Origin of the sequence: Bizionia myxarmorum (assembly GCF_008086205.1) — a bacterium.
Classification (GTDB): domain Bacteria; phylum Bacteroidota; class Bacteroidia; order Flavobacteriales; family Flavobacteriaceae; genus Algorimicrobium; species Algorimicrobium myxarmorum.
Genome location: NZ_VSKK01000005.1, coordinates 87,847 through 103,209 on the forward strand (window position 1 = coordinate 87,847; position 15,363 = coordinate 103,209).

Consider the following 15,363-nt stretch of genomic DNA (forward strand, 5'->3'; position numbering starts at 1 on the left):
ACTACCCCCAAACGGTTGTGGCATAATAAAACAAAGTTTTTAAAACGATACCTATGAAAAACTTATACCTACTTACTGCCTTGCTCCTTTGCTCCATTTTTGGATACAGTCAGGAATTAACAATACCTACTTATACGCAATACTTGGCTGATAACCCGTTTATTATTTCACCTGCTTATGCTGGTATTGGCGATTATGTGAAAATTAGAGCCAATGGTCTTACCCAATGGGTTGGCATCAAGGACGCACCAGATATGCAATCTCTAGCTGCCGATATGCGTTTAGGCGAACGCTCTGGTGTGGGCTTATTTCTATATAATGATAAAAATGGTTTTACAGAACAACGCGGATTTAGAGCCTCATTTGCACATCATTTAACGTTGGATAAAGGTCGTGATCAATTTGTTTCCTTCGGAATGTCCTATAACATGAATATCTTTCAATTGGATATTTCTAAATATAATGTTTCGGATATTTCAATAGAAAATGATCGAAAAATGATAAATCATAACTTTGATGTTGCCGCTTTATATCGTTTGGAATCTTTTTATGCTAGTTTCACTGCTAGTAACATCTTGGATAAAGATTTAGATAAATTCGGGATTAATGAGCCAGGTAAACTTCGAAATTACCAATTATACACCGGTTATGTTTTTAATAGAAGTCGAAATAGCGATTATGAAATAGAACCTTCACTTTACATTCAGTATTTTGAAGGTGATGGAAGATCAACTACCGATTTAAACCTAAAGTATAGAAGATTATTAAAAAATGACAACTATTTTTGGGCGGGACTAAGCTATCGTTTTTTAAATGATCAGATAATGGAACCTTTAAATATTGGTCCTATGGCGGGCGTTAAAGTATCTAATTTTTACTTTGCTTACTCCTACCAAATTATTACCAATGAGTTAATTAATAATAACAGTGGCACGCACATGGTTACCATTGGTCTTGATATTTTCCAAGGCGTCAGTAACTGTCGTTGTACCTTATAGGTATTTGGAAATCTTTGTTTTCTAGCCATAAAGTTATGCTTTATGGCTTTTTTTTATCCACTAATCATATTATTAGTATAATTTTACAGTCCAAAATATTTACGGCACAATAAATGCAACATCAGCCGTTATATAACCTAATTTTTAACTATGCGCTATTTATTAATTATTTTAAGTTTGGTGTTTTGCCAAATGGGCTTTGCTCAAAATACAGCCGTTTCAACTAATGAAACTTTAAAATTCACGGCAGCTTATAACATGTCTGGTATTATGACGGATTTGGCTGAAGTTTCTATGGAAACTGGTTTGGTAAAAACCTCCAAAGCCACCTTATTACGATTGAGATTAACGGCGACAACTTACAGTAAATGGGATAGCTTTTTTAAAATACGCGATTTATATGAAAGTTATGTAAGCCCAACTACCCTAACGCCATATTTGCATAAACGTGATATTAATGAAGGTGGCTATTATAAATTTATGCAATATAAATTTCAACATAAATCTAAAACCATTGCTAGTACCAAGAAAAAACGTCGTGGAGATGGCACTATTTGGGAGGAAAATAAAAGTCTTTCTGTTGGAAGTTCTACCAATGATATTGTTACCAGCATTTATAAAATTAGAAACTTAAATTTAGATGAAGCTGTTAAAGGAAAAACCTTTCCTATGACTATTATTTTTGATAATAAAGAATTTAAAGCGTCAGTTGTTTATTTAGGAACTGAAACCATAAGTACAGGAATTGGTAAAAAATTATGTCATAAATTAGCTATTTCTGTTAATAATAGTACTGTTTTAAAAGGTTCTAATGACAATTTATTGTGGTTAACGGCCGATGCTAACAAAATACCTGTTCATGCCAAATTTAAAATTGCAGTTGGTAATGGAGAATTAAAAATCAAATCGGCTTCTGGTTTAAAAAACTAATTATTTTATGAGAATTCTTTTTATAATTTTAAGTGTTATTTCAGCGGTATTAGCGGTTATTCTAGCTGTTTTACCACTATCTAATTTGGCTTTTATTCCGGCTTTATTAGCACTCATTTTTGGCGTTTTGGCATTCTATTTATCCAATAAACAGGAAAAACCGAAGCACACCATTAAATTGGCTTTCTTATTAACACTAATTGCAATTTCTTTTTCTACTTATAAAGCTATTTTTAATACCTCTGAAGTTGGAAATATTGAAAAGCTTGAAGAAACCCAGAAAAAATCGGAAGCTGAAGCTATTGAAGAATTGGAAGATTTGGATTTAGAAGATTTCGATTTGGAGGAACTTGAGATAGAAGAAATAGACATTGAAGAAATTGAGATAGAAGAAATAGATATACAAGATATAGACTTGGAAGATATTGATATAGAAATATAAAGATCATAGGTTTCAATCATTTAAAAAAGATAATACGTTGGTAATATCTTTTTTTTGTTTAATTTGAATGTAAAATTGCTATTAATGAAAGGACTTTTTATTGCTTCGGCATTGGCATTGGTTGGATCTTGTGCCAATACGCGCTATTCAACAAAAATTGAAAATATAAAAAACAATATCCAACTTTCGGATAGTACAACCGTTATGCGGTATGCCCAAACTATTACGTCCAGTGAATTAAAAACGCATCTTTACGCCTTTGCCTCGGAAGATTTTCAAGGTCGAAAAACAGGTGAACTTGGGCAAAAAAAGGCATCCGATTTTATAAAAAACTTTTACATTTCACAAGGAATTACTTCACCTATAAACGATAGTTTATATTTTCAAACCATTCCAAAAAATTTCTTACCAAATAATATAAATGCTTCTGAAAATGTTTTGGCATTCATAAAAGGATCTGAAAATCCAGAAGAAGTCCTTATTATTTCGGCACATTTAGATCATTTAGGTCTTGAAAATGATGAGATATTTAAAGGAGCAGATGATAATGGCTCTGGAACAACGGCTTTAATGGAAATGGCACAAGCCTTTAAAATGGCTGAAAAAGATGGTTTTTCTCCAAAAAGAAGTATCCTTTTTTTACACCTAACGGGTGAAGAAATTGGCTTGTATGGATGCGAATATTATATAGCAAATCCTATTTTCGACCTTAAAAAAACCATCGCTAATTTAAATATTGATATGATTGGTCGTGTGGATAACAAACATAAAAACAATCCAGATTATCTCTATGTTATTGGTGCGGATAGAATTAGTAAGGAATTGCATTTTATCTCTGAAAAAGTTAACGAGGCCTATTTCAACATAAATTTAGATTATACTTATAATAATGAAGAAGATCCTAATAAATTTTACTTTAGATCGGATCATTATAAATTCGCATTAAAAGATATTCCTGTTATTTTTTATTTCAATGGTGAACACGAAGATTACCATAAGGTTTCAGATACGCCAGACAAAATTGATTATGATTTATTAACCAGAAGAACCCAACTTATATTTGCTACCGCTTGGCATTTGGCCAATCAAGAAAATCCCTTAATCCGCAACGAGAACATCTAATCACTTGTTAAAGTTTGTTAAATGTAAATGCGGTATCCATTGAAATGCTAGGTTTTTTCGTAATATCGCATATTACACTAAAGTTATTTATATATTAACATTACTTACAAATAATTATGAAAAAATCTGTCATTCTATTAAGTGCTACCCTACTAGCATTTAGTTGTGGTTCCACACAGGAAAAACAAACTACAGCAAAAACTCCAGAACCTGCAAATCCTATTGAGTATGGAAACACCATTACATCAGCCGAATTAAAGGAAATGCTATACATCTATGCTTCAGATGAGTTTGAAGGCAGACTTACAGGTGCAAAAGGTCAAAAAATGGCTGTAGAATATTTAAAGCAACAGTATATTAATATGGATGTAAAAGCTGCCAAAGCGGACGGTAATTACTTCCAAGATGTACCATTAGAAATAATGGAAGCTCCAAAAGTAAACTTTACGGTTAATGGAAAAACTTTTACAATGGTAGATGATTACGTTTCGGCTTCATCTTCTAAAAATGGTTCTGTTTCTGTTAATGAAATTGTCTTTGCCGATTATGGTATTGACGATGAAAAATATGATAGTTACGCTAGTTTAGACGTAAAAGGTAAAGTGGTTTTAATTAGATCTGGTGAGCCAAAAAGCGCTGATGGAAACTATGTAATTAGTGGTACAGATGAAAGCTCAAGCTGGTCTAATTTCAGACAAGAATATTCTGCAAAACGTGACGCAGCTGAAAAGCGCGGTGCAGCAGCCGTTTTATTTTATTACCCAGAAGTATACGAAATGGCTTCTAAACGTTTTGGAGGTTCAAATGGTCGTATGTCATTAAAAGGCGAAGGTGAGAGTATGTATTATTTCTTAATCAATACAGATTTAGCCAAAGCTATTATGCCAAGTATTGAAACAGCTACTAAATCTAAAACTATTTCAGTTCCTATGAATATGGAGTATGTAAATTCTGCAAATGAATTTATGTCTGAAAACGTAGCGGCATTTATTAAAGGATCCGAAAAGCCAGATGAAATTATAGTTATCTCTGCGCATTTAGATCATGAAGGTATTAAAGATGGCGAAATTTACAATGGCGCTGATGATGATGGTTCTGGTACCGTAGCTATAGTTGAAATTGCTGAAGCTTTTAAAACAGCCGTTAAAAATGGACATAGACCTAAGCGTTCAATTTTATTCTTGCACGTTACTGGTGAAGAAAAAGGACTTTTAGGTTCTCAATATTATACCGATATGGAACCACTTTTCCCATTGGCAAATACCGTTGCAAACTTAAATATTGATATGATTGGTCGTACGGATCCAAAACGTACGGGTGCAGATAATTATATTTATTTAATTGGAAGTGATAAATTAAGTACAGAGTTGCATAACATTTCAGAAGAAATGAATGAAACGTACATGAATATTGAATTAGATTATACGTTTAATGATGATAATGATCCTAACCGTTTTTACTACCGTTCTGATCATTATAACTTTGCTAAAAACAATATTCCTGTTATTTTCTACTTCAACGGAACACATGATGATTATCACCAGCCAAGTGATACACCAGACAAAATTCGTTATGATTTATTAGAAAACAGAACACGTTTAGTATTTTATACGGCTTGGGAATTAGCCAACCGTGAAAATAGAATCAAAGTGGATAAGGCAGTAAAATAATTTACCACTCAATAATTTATAAAGCCTAATACGGAGAGCCATCTCTGCATTAGGCTTTTTTTTTGCTGAAGTATTTGCAGGTCGAACCATGACCGAACTGCACAAAAAAAGCCTTCCAGAATTCTGAAAGGCTTTTCAATTTTGGGTGGAAGACGGGATTCGAACCCGCGACCCTTGGTACCACAAACCAATGCTCTAACCAACTGAGCTACAACCACCATTTTAAATAGGTCTGCAAATGTAATTCTTTTCCTATTTGTTACAAACTATTTTTGAAAAATTATTTTAAATCAAATAAACTATTTACAGCCGGATACCGCTCCACGGTAAACCCTTCAGCGTAATTAACACCAACTATCCGCCCTAAATCTCGAGCCCTATAGTCCACACTATCAGTGAAATTCTTACTAGAAATAGGGGTTTCTGGCTCGGTACTTTTAGCGTCATAAAATTGGGTTTTATAAGCATAAACAGCCGCTATTTTCTTTTCCATAAAACCAGAAATATCTACTACAAAGTCCGGTTCCAGGTATTTCCATTGAATATAATGATAAACTTGCTTCGGTCGCCATGGTTTTTGCGGCGTATCAGAACCGTCTAAAGTGGTTTTCACTTTAATCAAACCACTTAAAAAGCACGCATCACTTACGGCACTACTCCCCTTTCCATGATCAATATGTCGATCAGTAATAGCGTTACACAAAATTATTTCGGGTTGGTATTTACGAATGACTTTAATAATTTCAAGTTGATGGGCTTTATCGTTACTAAAAAAACCATCGGCGAAGCCTAAATTTTCCCGTACAGAAACGCCTAAAATGCGCGCTGCTTCTGTGGATTCCGCGTCCCGCGTTTCTGCAGTTCCACGGGTTCCTAATTCACCACGGGTTAAATCAATAATGCCTACTGTTTTACCTTGGGCAATTTCTTTCGCTATAGTACCACCACAACCCAATTCTACATCATCAGGATGGGCGCCAATTGCTAAAATATCTAGTTTCATATATTAATATATTATGTAATATTTTTAAGAGCTTGTTCAATATCAGCCTTTAAATCCTTTATAGATTCTATTCCTACTGAAAAGCGTATAAGTTGATTGCTGATACCTATGGCATCACGTTCTTCCTGCGTTAAAAGTGCATGAGACGTCAAATAAGGCGATAAAACCGTGCTTTCTACACCAGCTAAACTCATAGAAGATTTAATTAGCTGTAATTGCTTTTGAAATTTTAAAGATTCAAGTCCGTCGCGCAATACAAAAGACATCATAGCGCCAAAACCGTGCATCTGTTTTTTAGCTAATTTGTGCTGTGGATGCGCTTTTAAGCCTGGATAATAAACCTGTTTCACATCGGGATGTTTATCCAAGTATTTGGCTAATTTTCTAGCATTCTTTGTTTGTACCTTTACACGCAATGCTAATGTTTTCATACTGCGTTCCAACATCCATACAGTAAAGTCACTTAAATTACCTCCAAAGTTTTTAGCTACGTGCCAAATTTCACCTATTAATTCATCAGAAGCTGCTAACGCACCAGCTAAAATATCACTATGTCCACCTAAATACTTAGTAGCCGAATGCATCACAATATCGATGCCGAAATCTATAGGCGTTTGGTTAATTGGGCTAGCAAAGGTATTATCAATACTGCTTAAAAGATTATGAGCTTTGGCCAATTTAGCAACACCTTCAATATCTGTTATCGTTAATAAGGGATTTGACGGTGTTTCAATATGAATTAACTTGGTGTTTGGCTGAATTGCAGCTTCAAAATCTGAAACGTCATAACCATCTGTAAAGGTAAATTCAATACCATATTTAGGAAATTCCTCCCGTATAAAGTGACTTGCACCACCATATAACGTATTCTGCACTACTAAATGGTCGCCAGATTTTAAAAAGGTCAAAAACATGGCACTTAAAGCAGCCATACCAGATCCAAAAATTAAAGCGCCTTCTGTATGTTCCAAAGCGGCAATTTTTTTAACCAAATGTTCTTGGTTTGGTGTATTAAAATAGCGTGGATAACGCTTGACATCTACACCCTCAAACTCATAAGAAGTAGACAGGTAAATGGGTGATACAGCGCCTTTAAACTGTTCATCGGTAACTTCACCAACATGGGTGCAAATAGTGTTAATACCGAATTTGGAATGCTTCATAAACTTCAATTTTTTGAGTTACTAAATTACGAATAATCTACTACTTCAACAACGCATTAATCAGTGCATTTTCAAAAAAGATTGAAATATTGTAGGAATTAATTTTAACGTAAATTAAATATAATATTGACTATCAGTCATTTAACATATTATTAAAAAATAATTGTAAAATTATAACTATCTTTACAATTATGACGACAACGGAAAAAACAGAAAGCGCGACCTTTTTAAAGGAATCCTTAAACTATCTCGAGAATTTAGGTTATGACAACATCAAAGCGGATGTTGAAGGCTATGAATCGCCAAAATCTTATCACAAAAAAGGTTCTGATATTACCATTACACCTAATATCGTTGCTGAAAAAGCAGGTAGAAAACATTATTTTGAAATCAGTTTAAAATCTGATGAACCTATTCTTCTTAAATCAAAATGGCGCTTTTTAGACGTTTTAACACGTATGAAAGATCACCGTTTTAGAATTATAACCCGTCGTGGTCATTATAAATTCACACAAGACATGCTTGATGATTTAAATATGGACAAAGATCCTATTAAATTATAAGCCCTTACTTTTAGATTTTAATAACGTATTCTGCTCTTCCACCAAATCAGTTAATTTGGTGAGGAGCTCTATATCTTTAGGCGTAGAAACAGTTTTGTTCTTTGGGTCTTGAGATTTGGTACGTAATCTATTGAGAAATTTCACTATTATAAAAATAGTAAATCCTACAATTAAAAAGTCTAAAAGCGCTTCACTGAAGGCGCCATATCCTATAGCCACTTCATCACCAATCTTTTCACCACTACTATTTAAAACCTCTTGACGCAGAATAATTCGTTTGTTGGATAAATTAACGCCTTCTACTAATAATGACAAAGGCGGTAAAAACACCTGTTTAACAAGCACATCTACTAGCTTGTTAAAAGCGGCACCGATAATTATACCGATAGCCATATCCATCATATTACCTTTTACGGCAAACTCTTTGAATTCTCTTAAAAACTTCACAGCTATAGCCTTTTATTTTTTATAGAACTTGGCATATTTTCTATACGCAAGAATTCCTAAAACACCAACAATAGCAAAAGCAATGGCTATAAATTTAACACTCACAATTTGATCTCCACTAGCATAAGAGTGCAGTCCAGCCAAGTAAAAGTTAACACCAAAATAAGTCATCATGATACTAGAAAACGCGATTATAGAAGCGAAATTAAAGCCAAAGCGACTACGTAATCCAGGAACTAAACGCATGTGAATTACAAAAGCGTAAATCATAATACTGATTAAGGCCCAAGTTTCTTTTGGGTCCCAACCCCAGTAACGTCCCCAACTTTCATTGGCCCACATACCTCCTAAAAAGTTTCCAATCGTTAGTAATACCAATCCAACGGTTAAAGCCATTTCATTAATAATGGTTAATTCTTTAATGTTGATTAGTAATTTATCCTTATTATCTTTTGTTGTAAAAATCATTAATAATAGCACAACTACACCTAATATCATACCTAATGTGAAGGGTCCATAACTAGCAACAATTACGGCTACGTGAATCATTAACCAATAACTATCCAATACAGGTTGTAGGTTGGCAATAGCAGGATCCATCCAGTTCCAGTGCGCCACCATTAAAATCATGGCAGTTACAAAAGCAGTTGCTGCAATGGTTAAATCACTACGTTTTCCAAAAGCCAATCCAAAGAACATCGTAGCCCAAGCTACATAAATCATAGATTCATAAGCATCACTCCAAGGCGCGTGACCCGAAATATACCAACGTACCGCTAAACCTAAAGTATGCAGCACAAAAAGCAGTACCATGATAACTTTGAATACATTTACTGATACATTGATGTACTTATTATTCTCCTTAAAAATTTGAATAATTAAAATAATGAACATCAACGCAGCCGCATACATATACCAGCTGTACAGGTTTTTAAAAATATCGTAATGGTTGTATAAGATTTCTGTTTTAACCTTCTGTTCAGAAAGCATAACATCACTTCCGTATTTTTGTTGTGTTTTAGTAAATGATTCTAATATTTCATCTGCCTGCTTAAAATTTCCTGACTTCTTCGCCATATTTAAGGTCATTAAATAGGCACTAAATCCGTTGTTAATAAAGTTTCCGTAAAGCGTATCCTTGATGTTTTCGCGGTGATTATCGCGTCTGAATTCTACAGAAGAAATCCACTTGTTATTATAATCATCTGGAATTGGGAAAATACGCAAAGCATAACCATCTATCGTGTTGTATAATAAATTTACACGCTGATCTGTTTCTTTAAATTCTTTTTGAAAACCATTCGGAATTTGCGCTTTGTATGCTTCTTCCAAATAAGGCGCTAATTTATAATCGCCTTCTGGTGTGAAAAAATCTACTAAAGGAATATAATTTTGATCTTTAGGAACGCCAATTAAGGTTCTTATGGAATCACCTTTTTGAGACTTTAAATATATGATTGGTACATTATACCATAATAATGGACTTTCCTGAATAGAAAGAAATACTTGATTTGCATCAAAATCTTCATAAGTATCATGTTTACTTAATTTACGAAGCATTTCTGATGCGAAAGTATTTACAGGCATCATTCGACCTCCAATATCCTGAATAACTAAATGTCCAAATTTATCGGCATGTTCTTTGGGCGTAATGTTTGCTCTTAAAACCGAATCAATTTGAGTTTTTGTTGGTCTTCCATCATTGTGACCATGTCCGTCATTTGGTGAATGCTGTTGCGCAAAACCAGTTAAAGTAAAGGCTAAGACTAAAATACTAGCAACTTTAGTTTTCAATCTATTTTTCTTCTTATTTTTTATGGCAGTAAGTCGTTTTTCTAAATCGCCAAAACGGGTGTTTTTATCAAATAATATAGCCATTAATCCTAAATATAATAACATGTAACCAATGTAAGTTACCCAAGTTCCAAGCATATCATGGTTTACAGAAAGTTTTGTTCCTAATTCATCAGGATCAAAACCAGCTTGGAAAAAGCGGTAACCACGATGATCTAATATATTATTCATAAAAATACGGTAATCAAAATCGCCATTTTCTTTGTCTATTATAGTTACTTCACTCGCAAAGGCAGAATAACTTTTATCTGTTCCTGGATACTTATCAGCAATAAAATCGTTTAACTTCACGCTAAAAGGAAGTTCTAAAACTTTAGAACCATATTTTACGGCTATATCTAAACCAGCAATATTAACTTGTTCAAAAGGTTTACTATAACCTTGACCACCTAAAAGTTTTACACGCTGCGTTTCGCCTCCTGAAGTAATTTTTAAAACCACACCATCTTCATCACCACGAAGCATTTGCGATTTTTTCACAATATCAAAATCACCTTTAACTACAGGTTTTGGAAATACCATTTGCATATTTCCAATAACGTAACGTGAGCGTAAAATAAGCGGTTGTAAACTATCTTTAACCAATAGCCCTGTTTTCCCAGTTGCCATGGTCATGTATTCACCTTCAAATGGCGACTCAATAGTTAGGTTACCGTCTTTATAGGTAATATTTACCGCACCTTTTTCAGGTTTGTTCAAGGAAAAAAGAACGTTGTGTAAACTTTGAACTTCACCCACTTTTAAAAAGTGATTATGAGGTGCGCCTCCGCCAGATTCTACTATTTTTAAGTACTCTTCACCTGTTTCATTTGGAACGACATCTAATTCCGCACCACCAACAAATCGTTCTAATTCTAGTTTTACTTCTTGACCATTATAATCCGTAGAATATGAAAAATCATTTTCTAAACGCGGAGAAAAATCAACTTCTTCTTCAATAATTTTGCGTTGCGCCATGCCATCAACCATAAAATCACCATCTATATAAGCGGTGATATAGGTTTTTTGCGTTAAGAATGAATTTTCAGTATCACCTTCACGAATGGCCATCATGCCTTCAAAACCAACATATCTGGTAATTCCCGCTCCTATAATAATTAATATAAAGGATAAGTGTAGTGTTAAAGTAGCCCACTGATTCCAACGTAATAGACGGTATTTTTTAATATTACCAATAAAATTGATAGCAAAAATCACCATTATGGCTTCAAACCACCAAGTATTGTAGATTAAATTTCGAGTGTAAGGCGTTGGCGATGTTTCTTGACCTGCATCCATAAATGTTCCAATAGCCATAGCGGCGGCAAAAACAATAAATAATACAGACGTTAATCGCGTTGAAAAGAGGATTTTGGAGAGTTTATTTAGCATAATATGAGACTCAAAAATTGAATTGTGCAAATTTAAGGCTTTTGTTTTATTTAAAGCAGTAAATAAAACAAGACTTTTTTAGATTACTGTTAAAACATTTGAAGAAGAGGTTTTGACCACCTTTAAGACTTTGATGGTCTGGCTTGAAAGATATTTAAATACATAAAGCTTCCCATTTTTCGAGCGCGATTTTTTGCGTTTTCAGCAACCTCACCTTCAAAATGTTCATCTAATGTTTGAAACCACAAATTTAACCAAGCGCCAAAATGGTGTTCGGTAATAGCATGGTCATTTTCTTTATCTACTTCCACATGAACAGCTAGCGGATTTCCGTAGTATTTTTTCTCTAATTTACGGGTCATGAATAGGCTCGTTTCCCAAAAAGTAGTTAAACGTTCAATATGGGCTTCCCAATCCGTGATAACGCGGTTAAAAAAAGTCCCTAAAAAATCGTCGGCGCGCACTTTATCATAAAATGTAGATACCAGAAGATAAACATCGTCTCGGTTTTCTATTTGTTTTTTCATATTATGTATTAAGATAATTGGTAAACATTAATAATAATTAATAAAACGTTTATAATGATGCTTGCCAAAAGAATTGGGAATATGATGCGCGTTTTAATTTGTGCAAAAATAAGCCCATTATAACCCATGGCCATTATAACACACAAAGTTAGTTCAAAAAACTTAAAGGATCCTGTTGGACTATTCATTAAAATATACATGGCTGCAATAGAACCAACGCAACTTTGTAAAATTATAGTTAGCGGAATGTATAAAATATAATTAGCGTTAAAGTCTGTGATGGCTTGTTTATATAAGGAATTCATAATGGTGTATTTTGTGTTGTAACAAAATTCTAAAAACTATCTTTGTTTCTTTATGATTCAAATCATACGCGATGATTCCAATAGCCATTTTAGAAGAATATGAAGCCTCTTTAAAATCATATACTAAAGACCAAGTGGTTTTTAGAGAACATGAACAGGCTCAATTTTATTACCAGATTAAAACGGGGAAATTAAAAATGTTCAACCATTCGGAAGATGGGAAAGCATTTATCCAAGGTTTTTTTGAATCAGGAAAATCCTTTGGCGAACCGCCTCTATTTCAAGACTCCAATTATCCGGCATGTGCTCAATGCATTACAGATTGCAGCATTTATATTTTACCAAAAGAACGGTTTTTTAGTTTGTTGAAAAATCATCCGAAAGAGCATTTGAAGATTACCAAAACATTGAGCAAACGCATGATTTATAAATCAAAAATCATTCAAGAGCTTTCGATACATCCGCCAGAACACCGCATTTTAACCCTCTTAAATCATTTTAAAGAAACGGCAAATAGCACCGATCTTTATGAGGTGCAACTTACCCGCCAACAAATTTCAGATATGACGGGTTTACGTGTTGAAACGGTTATTAGAACCATCAAACAATTAGAAAAAGACCATAAATTAATCTTGAAACGCCATAAAGTATTTTTATAATTATACGTATTTTAGCCCTATGATTACAGTTACTATACTTGGCGCTGGAAATGTTGCCACTCATTTATATAAAGCGTTTAGCGCGGCTAAAACCGTGAAAGTTGTACAATGGTATAACAGGGATATTAGGAAATTGGCTATGTTTCAAAATGATGTAGAAACTACTGACGATTTATCGCAATTAAAACCCGCGGACATTTACATTATTGCGGTTAGTGATGATGCTATTTCAGAATTATCAGAGCAGCTTCCTTTTGAAGATCGCTTTGTGGCGCACACTTCCGGTAGCGTTAGTGTTTATGATTTAGATAAAAAAAATAGACGCGGCGTATTTTATCCCCTGCAAACCTTTTCAAAAGATGTGCCTTTAGCTATAGAAACCGTTCCCATTTGTATTGAAACTATTGGTAAAAAAGATACCCCTTTATTAAAAGCTTTAGGAAAAAGTATAGGCTGCAAAACGCATAAAGTAAATAGTGACCAACGTCGCGCTTTACATTTAGCTGCTGTTTTTGTAAATAACTTTAGCAATCAATTGTACCGAGTAGCACATGAAATAACTGAAGCTGAAGGTGTAGAATTTGATATTTTAAAACCACTTATTTTGGAAACAGCCAACAAAGTTCAGCTAATTTCGCCCTATTTGGCTCAAACAGGACCGGCTAAACGCAACGATAAGAAAACCATTAAAAAGCATTTAAAGCTTCTAGAAAATGAGCAGCATCAAGCCATTTATAAATTAATGACTTCTGCCATTAAAAAAACACAAGGAGTAGATATGAGACCTGTAAAAAATTCAAAAAAATAATACAATATATTATGGAAACTAAAAGCTATAAAGAATATTTGGAACATATTACCACCTTTATTTTTGATGTAGATGGCGTTTTAACCGATGGAAATGTCACCATTTTAACTTCTGGTGAAATGCTCCGACGCATGAATATTAAAGATGGTTATGCCTTAAAAACTGCGATAGATAAAGGTTATAATGTTTGTATCATATCTGGTGGATCCAATGAAGGCATTCGTGCGCGTCTGGATGGATTAGGTATTAAGGATGTCTTTTTAAAATCTCATAACAAAATTGAACAACTCCATGTTTACTTGGCTCAAAATAAGCTTAAACTTGAAAACGTTCTATATATGGGTGATGATATTCCTGATTATCCTGTTATGAAATTAGTCGGATTACCATGTTGCCCACAAGATGCTGTACCCGAAATTAAAGCCATTTCAAAATATATTTCACATAAAGATGGCGGTCATGGCGCCGTTCGAGATGTTATTGAGCAGGTCTTAAAAGTTCAAGACAAATGGAGTGGCAATTTTGATGCGAAATATGATTAATTCGAAATAATCAAAACACACTAACTACCAAAAACTTTAGTACCCAAACATGCAAAGTATATTATCGCTAATACGTTGGAAAAACCTACTCATGATTGCCTTGGTGCAATTGCTTATTAAGTATGCCTTATTGGAACCTTTTGGCGCCATAATTACGCTAAACGGATTCGGATTTTCCTTACTAGTTTTGGCAACTGTTTGTATAGCTGCATCTGGTTATATTATAAACGATATTTATGATCAAGAAACAGATGCTATCAATAAACCAAAGCAGCAAATTATCGGCAAAAGCATTTCCGAAAAAACAGCCTATAACTACTTCATTGGTTTTAATGTAATCGGTGTTTTACTTGGGTTTTATATTTCCAATATGGTTGGTCGCAGCGGATTCTTTGCCCTATTTGTGCTAACTTCTGGTTTACTATATATTTACGCTACCTATTTAAAGCAAATACCAATAGTTGGAACTGTAATCATTTCCTTTTTGGTGGCTTTGAGTCTTATTATTGTTGGACTTTTTGAATTATTACCAGCCATCACCAGTAGAAATCAAGAACTTCAATTATTTTATTTTGAAATTATATTGGCTTACGCACTTTTTGCTTTTCTAATCAATTTTATACGAGAACTCATTAAGGACTTGGAAGATATTGATGGCGATTATAAAGCGGGAATAAAAACGTTGCCAATTGTTTTAGGAAGAGAACGCACAAACTTCATAGTCTTCTTTTTAACCTTTATCCCATTATTTGCCATCATATTTTACGTAACCACTAATATGTATAAAAACTTATTTATCGTGGGCTACTTTTTACTTTTAGTTATTGCACCTCTAATTTTAGCACTAATCTGGATTTTTCAGGCCAAATTAAAAAAAGATTATCACGCTATTAGTACATTACTTAAAGTTATCATGTTGTTTGGCATGCTGTCCATGGTTCTATATCAATATATTTAAA

At 33.8% G+C, this 15,363-nt stretch carries 16 protein-coding genes and 1 tRNA gene; 10 read left to right on the top strand and 7 right to left on the bottom strand.

What is annotated here, in order from left to right:
- The first annotated feature begins 53 nt into the window (after positions 1-53).
- The 5 genes from ES674_RS14270 to ES674_RS14290 all read left to right on the top strand — a co-directional run bounded on the left by ES674_RS14270 (position 54) and on the right by ES674_RS14290 (position 5,162).
- A complete protein-coding gene (locus tag ES674_RS14270; RefSeq protein WP_148405146.1) occupies positions 54-998 on the top strand; it encodes a PorP/SprF family type IX secretion system membrane protein in 945 nt (314 codons plus the stop codon).
- A 150-nt stretch (positions 999-1,148) separates the two neighbouring features.
- On the top strand, positions 1,149-1,928 hold the full coding sequence (locus ES674_RS14275) for a DUF3108 domain-containing protein (RefSeq protein WP_148405148.1): 780 nt from the start codon (positions 1,149-1,151) through the stop codon (positions 1,926-1,928).
- Positions 1,929-1,935: 7 nt separating this feature from the next.
- A complete protein-coding gene (locus tag ES674_RS14280; protein WP_211359301.1) occupies positions 1,936-2,370 on the top strand; it encodes an FUSC family protein in 435 nt (144 codons plus the stop codon).
- Positions 2,371-2,454: 84 nt separating this feature from the next.
- On the top strand, positions 2,455-3,492 hold the full coding sequence (locus ES674_RS14285) for a M28 family peptidase (protein WP_148405150.1): 1,038 nt from the start codon (positions 2,455-2,457) through the stop codon (positions 3,490-3,492).
- Between the two features lie 116 nt (positions 3,493-3,608).
- Complete coding sequence (locus ES674_RS14290) at positions 3,609-5,162, top strand: M28 family peptidase (RefSeq protein ID WP_148405152.1); 1,554 nt, start codon at positions 3,609-3,611, stop codon at positions 5,160-5,162.
- Positions 5,163-5,305: 143 nt separating this feature from the next.
- Here the strand turns inward: ES674_RS14290 and ES674_RS14295 are convergent.
- The 3 genes from ES674_RS14295 to ES674_RS14305 form a co-directional block, all read right to left on the bottom strand.
- Positions 5,306-5,381, bottom strand: a tRNA-His gene (locus tag ES674_RS14295).
- A gap of 61 nt (positions 5,382-5,442) precedes the next feature.
- Positions 5,443-6,165: a bacillithiol biosynthesis deacetylase BshB1 gene (gene bshB1 / locus ES674_RS14300; RefSeq protein ID WP_148405154.1), complete on the bottom strand. Its 723-nt coding sequence runs from the start codon at positions 6,163-6,165 to the stop codon at positions 5,443-5,445.
- An 11-nt stretch (positions 6,166-6,176) separates the two neighbouring features.
- Complete coding sequence (locus ES674_RS14305; protein ID WP_148405156.1) at positions 6,177-7,328, bottom strand: trans-sulfuration enzyme family protein; 1,152 nt, start codon at positions 7,326-7,328, stop codon at positions 6,177-6,179.
- Between the two features lie 191 nt (positions 7,329-7,519).
- On the opposite strand from ES674_RS14305, the gene ES674_RS14310 reads away from it, so the two are divergent.
- Positions 7,520-7,891, top strand: a complete 372-nt coding sequence (locus ES674_RS14310) for a hypothetical protein (protein WP_148405158.1) — start codon at positions 7,520-7,522, stop codon at positions 7,889-7,891.
- Here ES674_RS14310 and mscL read toward each other — a convergent pair.
- The 4 genes from mscL to ES674_RS14330 form a co-directional block, all read right to left on the bottom strand.
- Positions 7,886-8,338 carry a large conductance mechanosensitive channel protein MscL gene (gene mscL / locus ES674_RS14315; protein WP_148405160.1) on the bottom strand — a complete coding sequence of 151 codons (453 nt, stop codon included), beginning with the start codon at positions 8,336-8,338 and terminating at the stop codon, positions 7,886-7,888. The genes ES674_RS14310 and mscL overlap by 6 nt on opposite strands.
- 12 nt (positions 8,339-8,350) lie before the next feature.
- Positions 8,351-11,563, bottom strand: coding sequence for a cytochrome c biogenesis protein CcsA (gene ccsA / locus ES674_RS14320; protein WP_148405162.1), 3,213 nt, complete (start codon positions 11,561-11,563; stop codon positions 8,351-8,353).
- A 122-nt stretch (positions 11,564-11,685) separates the two neighbouring features.
- Positions 11,686-12,090, bottom strand: a complete 405-nt coding sequence (locus ES674_RS14325; protein WP_148405164.1) for a group III truncated hemoglobin — start codon at positions 12,088-12,090, stop codon at positions 11,686-11,688.
- An 8-nt stretch (positions 12,091-12,098) separates the two neighbouring features.
- The gene (locus tag ES674_RS14330; RefSeq protein ID WP_148405165.1) at positions 12,099-12,395 is read right to left on the bottom strand and encodes a hypothetical protein; all 297 of its coding nucleotides are present in this window, start codon (positions 12,393-12,395) and stop codon (positions 12,099-12,101) included.
- 71 nt (positions 12,396-12,466) lie between these two features.
- On the opposite strand from ES674_RS14330, the gene ES674_RS14335 reads away from it, so the two are divergent.
- Genes ES674_RS14335 through ES674_RS14350 form a run of 4 tightly spaced genes read left to right on the top strand, consistent with a single transcriptional unit; the run spans position 12,467 to position 15,362 of the window.
- Positions 12,467-13,054, top strand: coding sequence for a Crp/Fnr family transcriptional regulator (locus ES674_RS14335; protein ID WP_148405167.1), 588 nt, complete (start codon positions 12,467-12,469; stop codon positions 13,052-13,054).
- Between the two features lie 19 nt (positions 13,055-13,073).
- Entirely contained in the window at positions 13,074-13,862 is a 789-nt protein-coding gene (locus tag ES674_RS14340) for a Rossmann-like and DUF2520 domain-containing protein (protein WP_148405169.1), read from the top strand.
- Between the two features lie 11 nt (positions 13,863-13,873).
- Positions 13,874-14,404: a KdsC family phosphatase gene (locus tag ES674_RS14345; RefSeq protein WP_148405171.1), complete on the top strand. Its 531-nt coding sequence runs from the start codon at positions 13,874-13,876 to the stop codon at positions 14,402-14,404.
- Between the two features lie 49 nt (positions 14,405-14,453).
- A complete protein-coding gene (locus ES674_RS14350) occupies positions 14,454-15,362 on the top strand; it encodes a geranylgeranylglycerol-phosphate geranylgeranyltransferase (RefSeq protein ID WP_148405173.1) in 909 nt (302 codons plus the stop codon).
- Position 15,363: the final 1 nt, after the last annotated feature.

Bases quoted from the DNA above. Each gene is read 5' to 3' on its own strand.
- ES674_RS14350 (WP_148405173.1), top strand. From the start codon at position 14,454: ATGCAAAGTATATTATCGCTAATACGTTGGAAAAACCTACTCATGATT.
- ES674_RS14290 (WP_148405152.1), top strand. From the start codon at position 3,609: ATGAAAAAATCTGTCATTCTATTAAGTGCTACCCTACTAGCATTTAGT.
- ES674_RS14325 (WP_148405164.1), bottom strand. From the start codon at position 12,090: ATGAAAAAACAAATAGAAAACCGAGACGATGTTTATCTTCTGGTATCT.
- ES674_RS14345 (WP_148405171.1), top strand. From the start codon at position 13,874: ATGGAAACTAAAAGCTATAAAGAATATTTGGAACATATTACCACCTTT.
- ES674_RS14270 (WP_148405146.1), top strand. From the start codon at position 54: ATGAAAAACTTATACCTACTTACTGCCTTGCTCCTTTGCTCCATTTTT.
- ES674_RS14340 (WP_148405169.1), top strand. From the start codon at position 13,074: ATGATTACAGTTACTATACTTGGCGCTGGAAATGTTGCCACTCATTTA.
- ES674_RS14280 (WP_211359301.1), top strand. From the start codon at position 1,936: ATGAGAATTCTTTTTATAATTTTAAGTGTTATTTCAGCGGTATTAGCG.
- ES674_RS14330 (WP_148405165.1), bottom strand. From the start codon at position 12,395: ATGAATTCCTTATATAAACAAGCCATCACAGACTTTAACGCTAATTAT.
- bshB1 (WP_148405154.1), bottom strand. From the start codon at position 6,165: ATGAAACTAGATATTTTAGCAATTGGCGCCCATCCTGATGATGTAGAA.
- ES674_RS14335 (WP_148405167.1), top strand. From the start codon at position 12,467: ATGATTCCAATAGCCATTTTAGAAGAATATGAAGCCTCTTTAAAATCA.
- ES674_RS14305 (WP_148405156.1), bottom strand. From the start codon at position 7,328: ATGAAGCATTCCAAATTCGGTATTAACACTATTTGCACCCATGTTGGT.
- ES674_RS14285 (WP_148405150.1), top strand. From the start codon at position 2,455: ATGAAAGGACTTTTTATTGCTTCGGCATTGGCATTGGTTGGATCTTGT.
- ccsA (WP_148405162.1), bottom strand. From the start codon at position 11,563: ATGCTAAATAAACTCTCCAAAATCCTCTTTTCAACGCGATTAACGTCT.
- ES674_RS14310 (WP_148405158.1), top strand. From the start codon at position 7,520: ATGACGACAACGGAAAAAACAGAAAGCGCGACCTTTTTAAAGGAATCC.
- ES674_RS14275 (WP_148405148.1), top strand. From the start codon at position 1,149: ATGCGCTATTTATTAATTATTTTAAGTTTGGTGTTTTGCCAAATGGGC.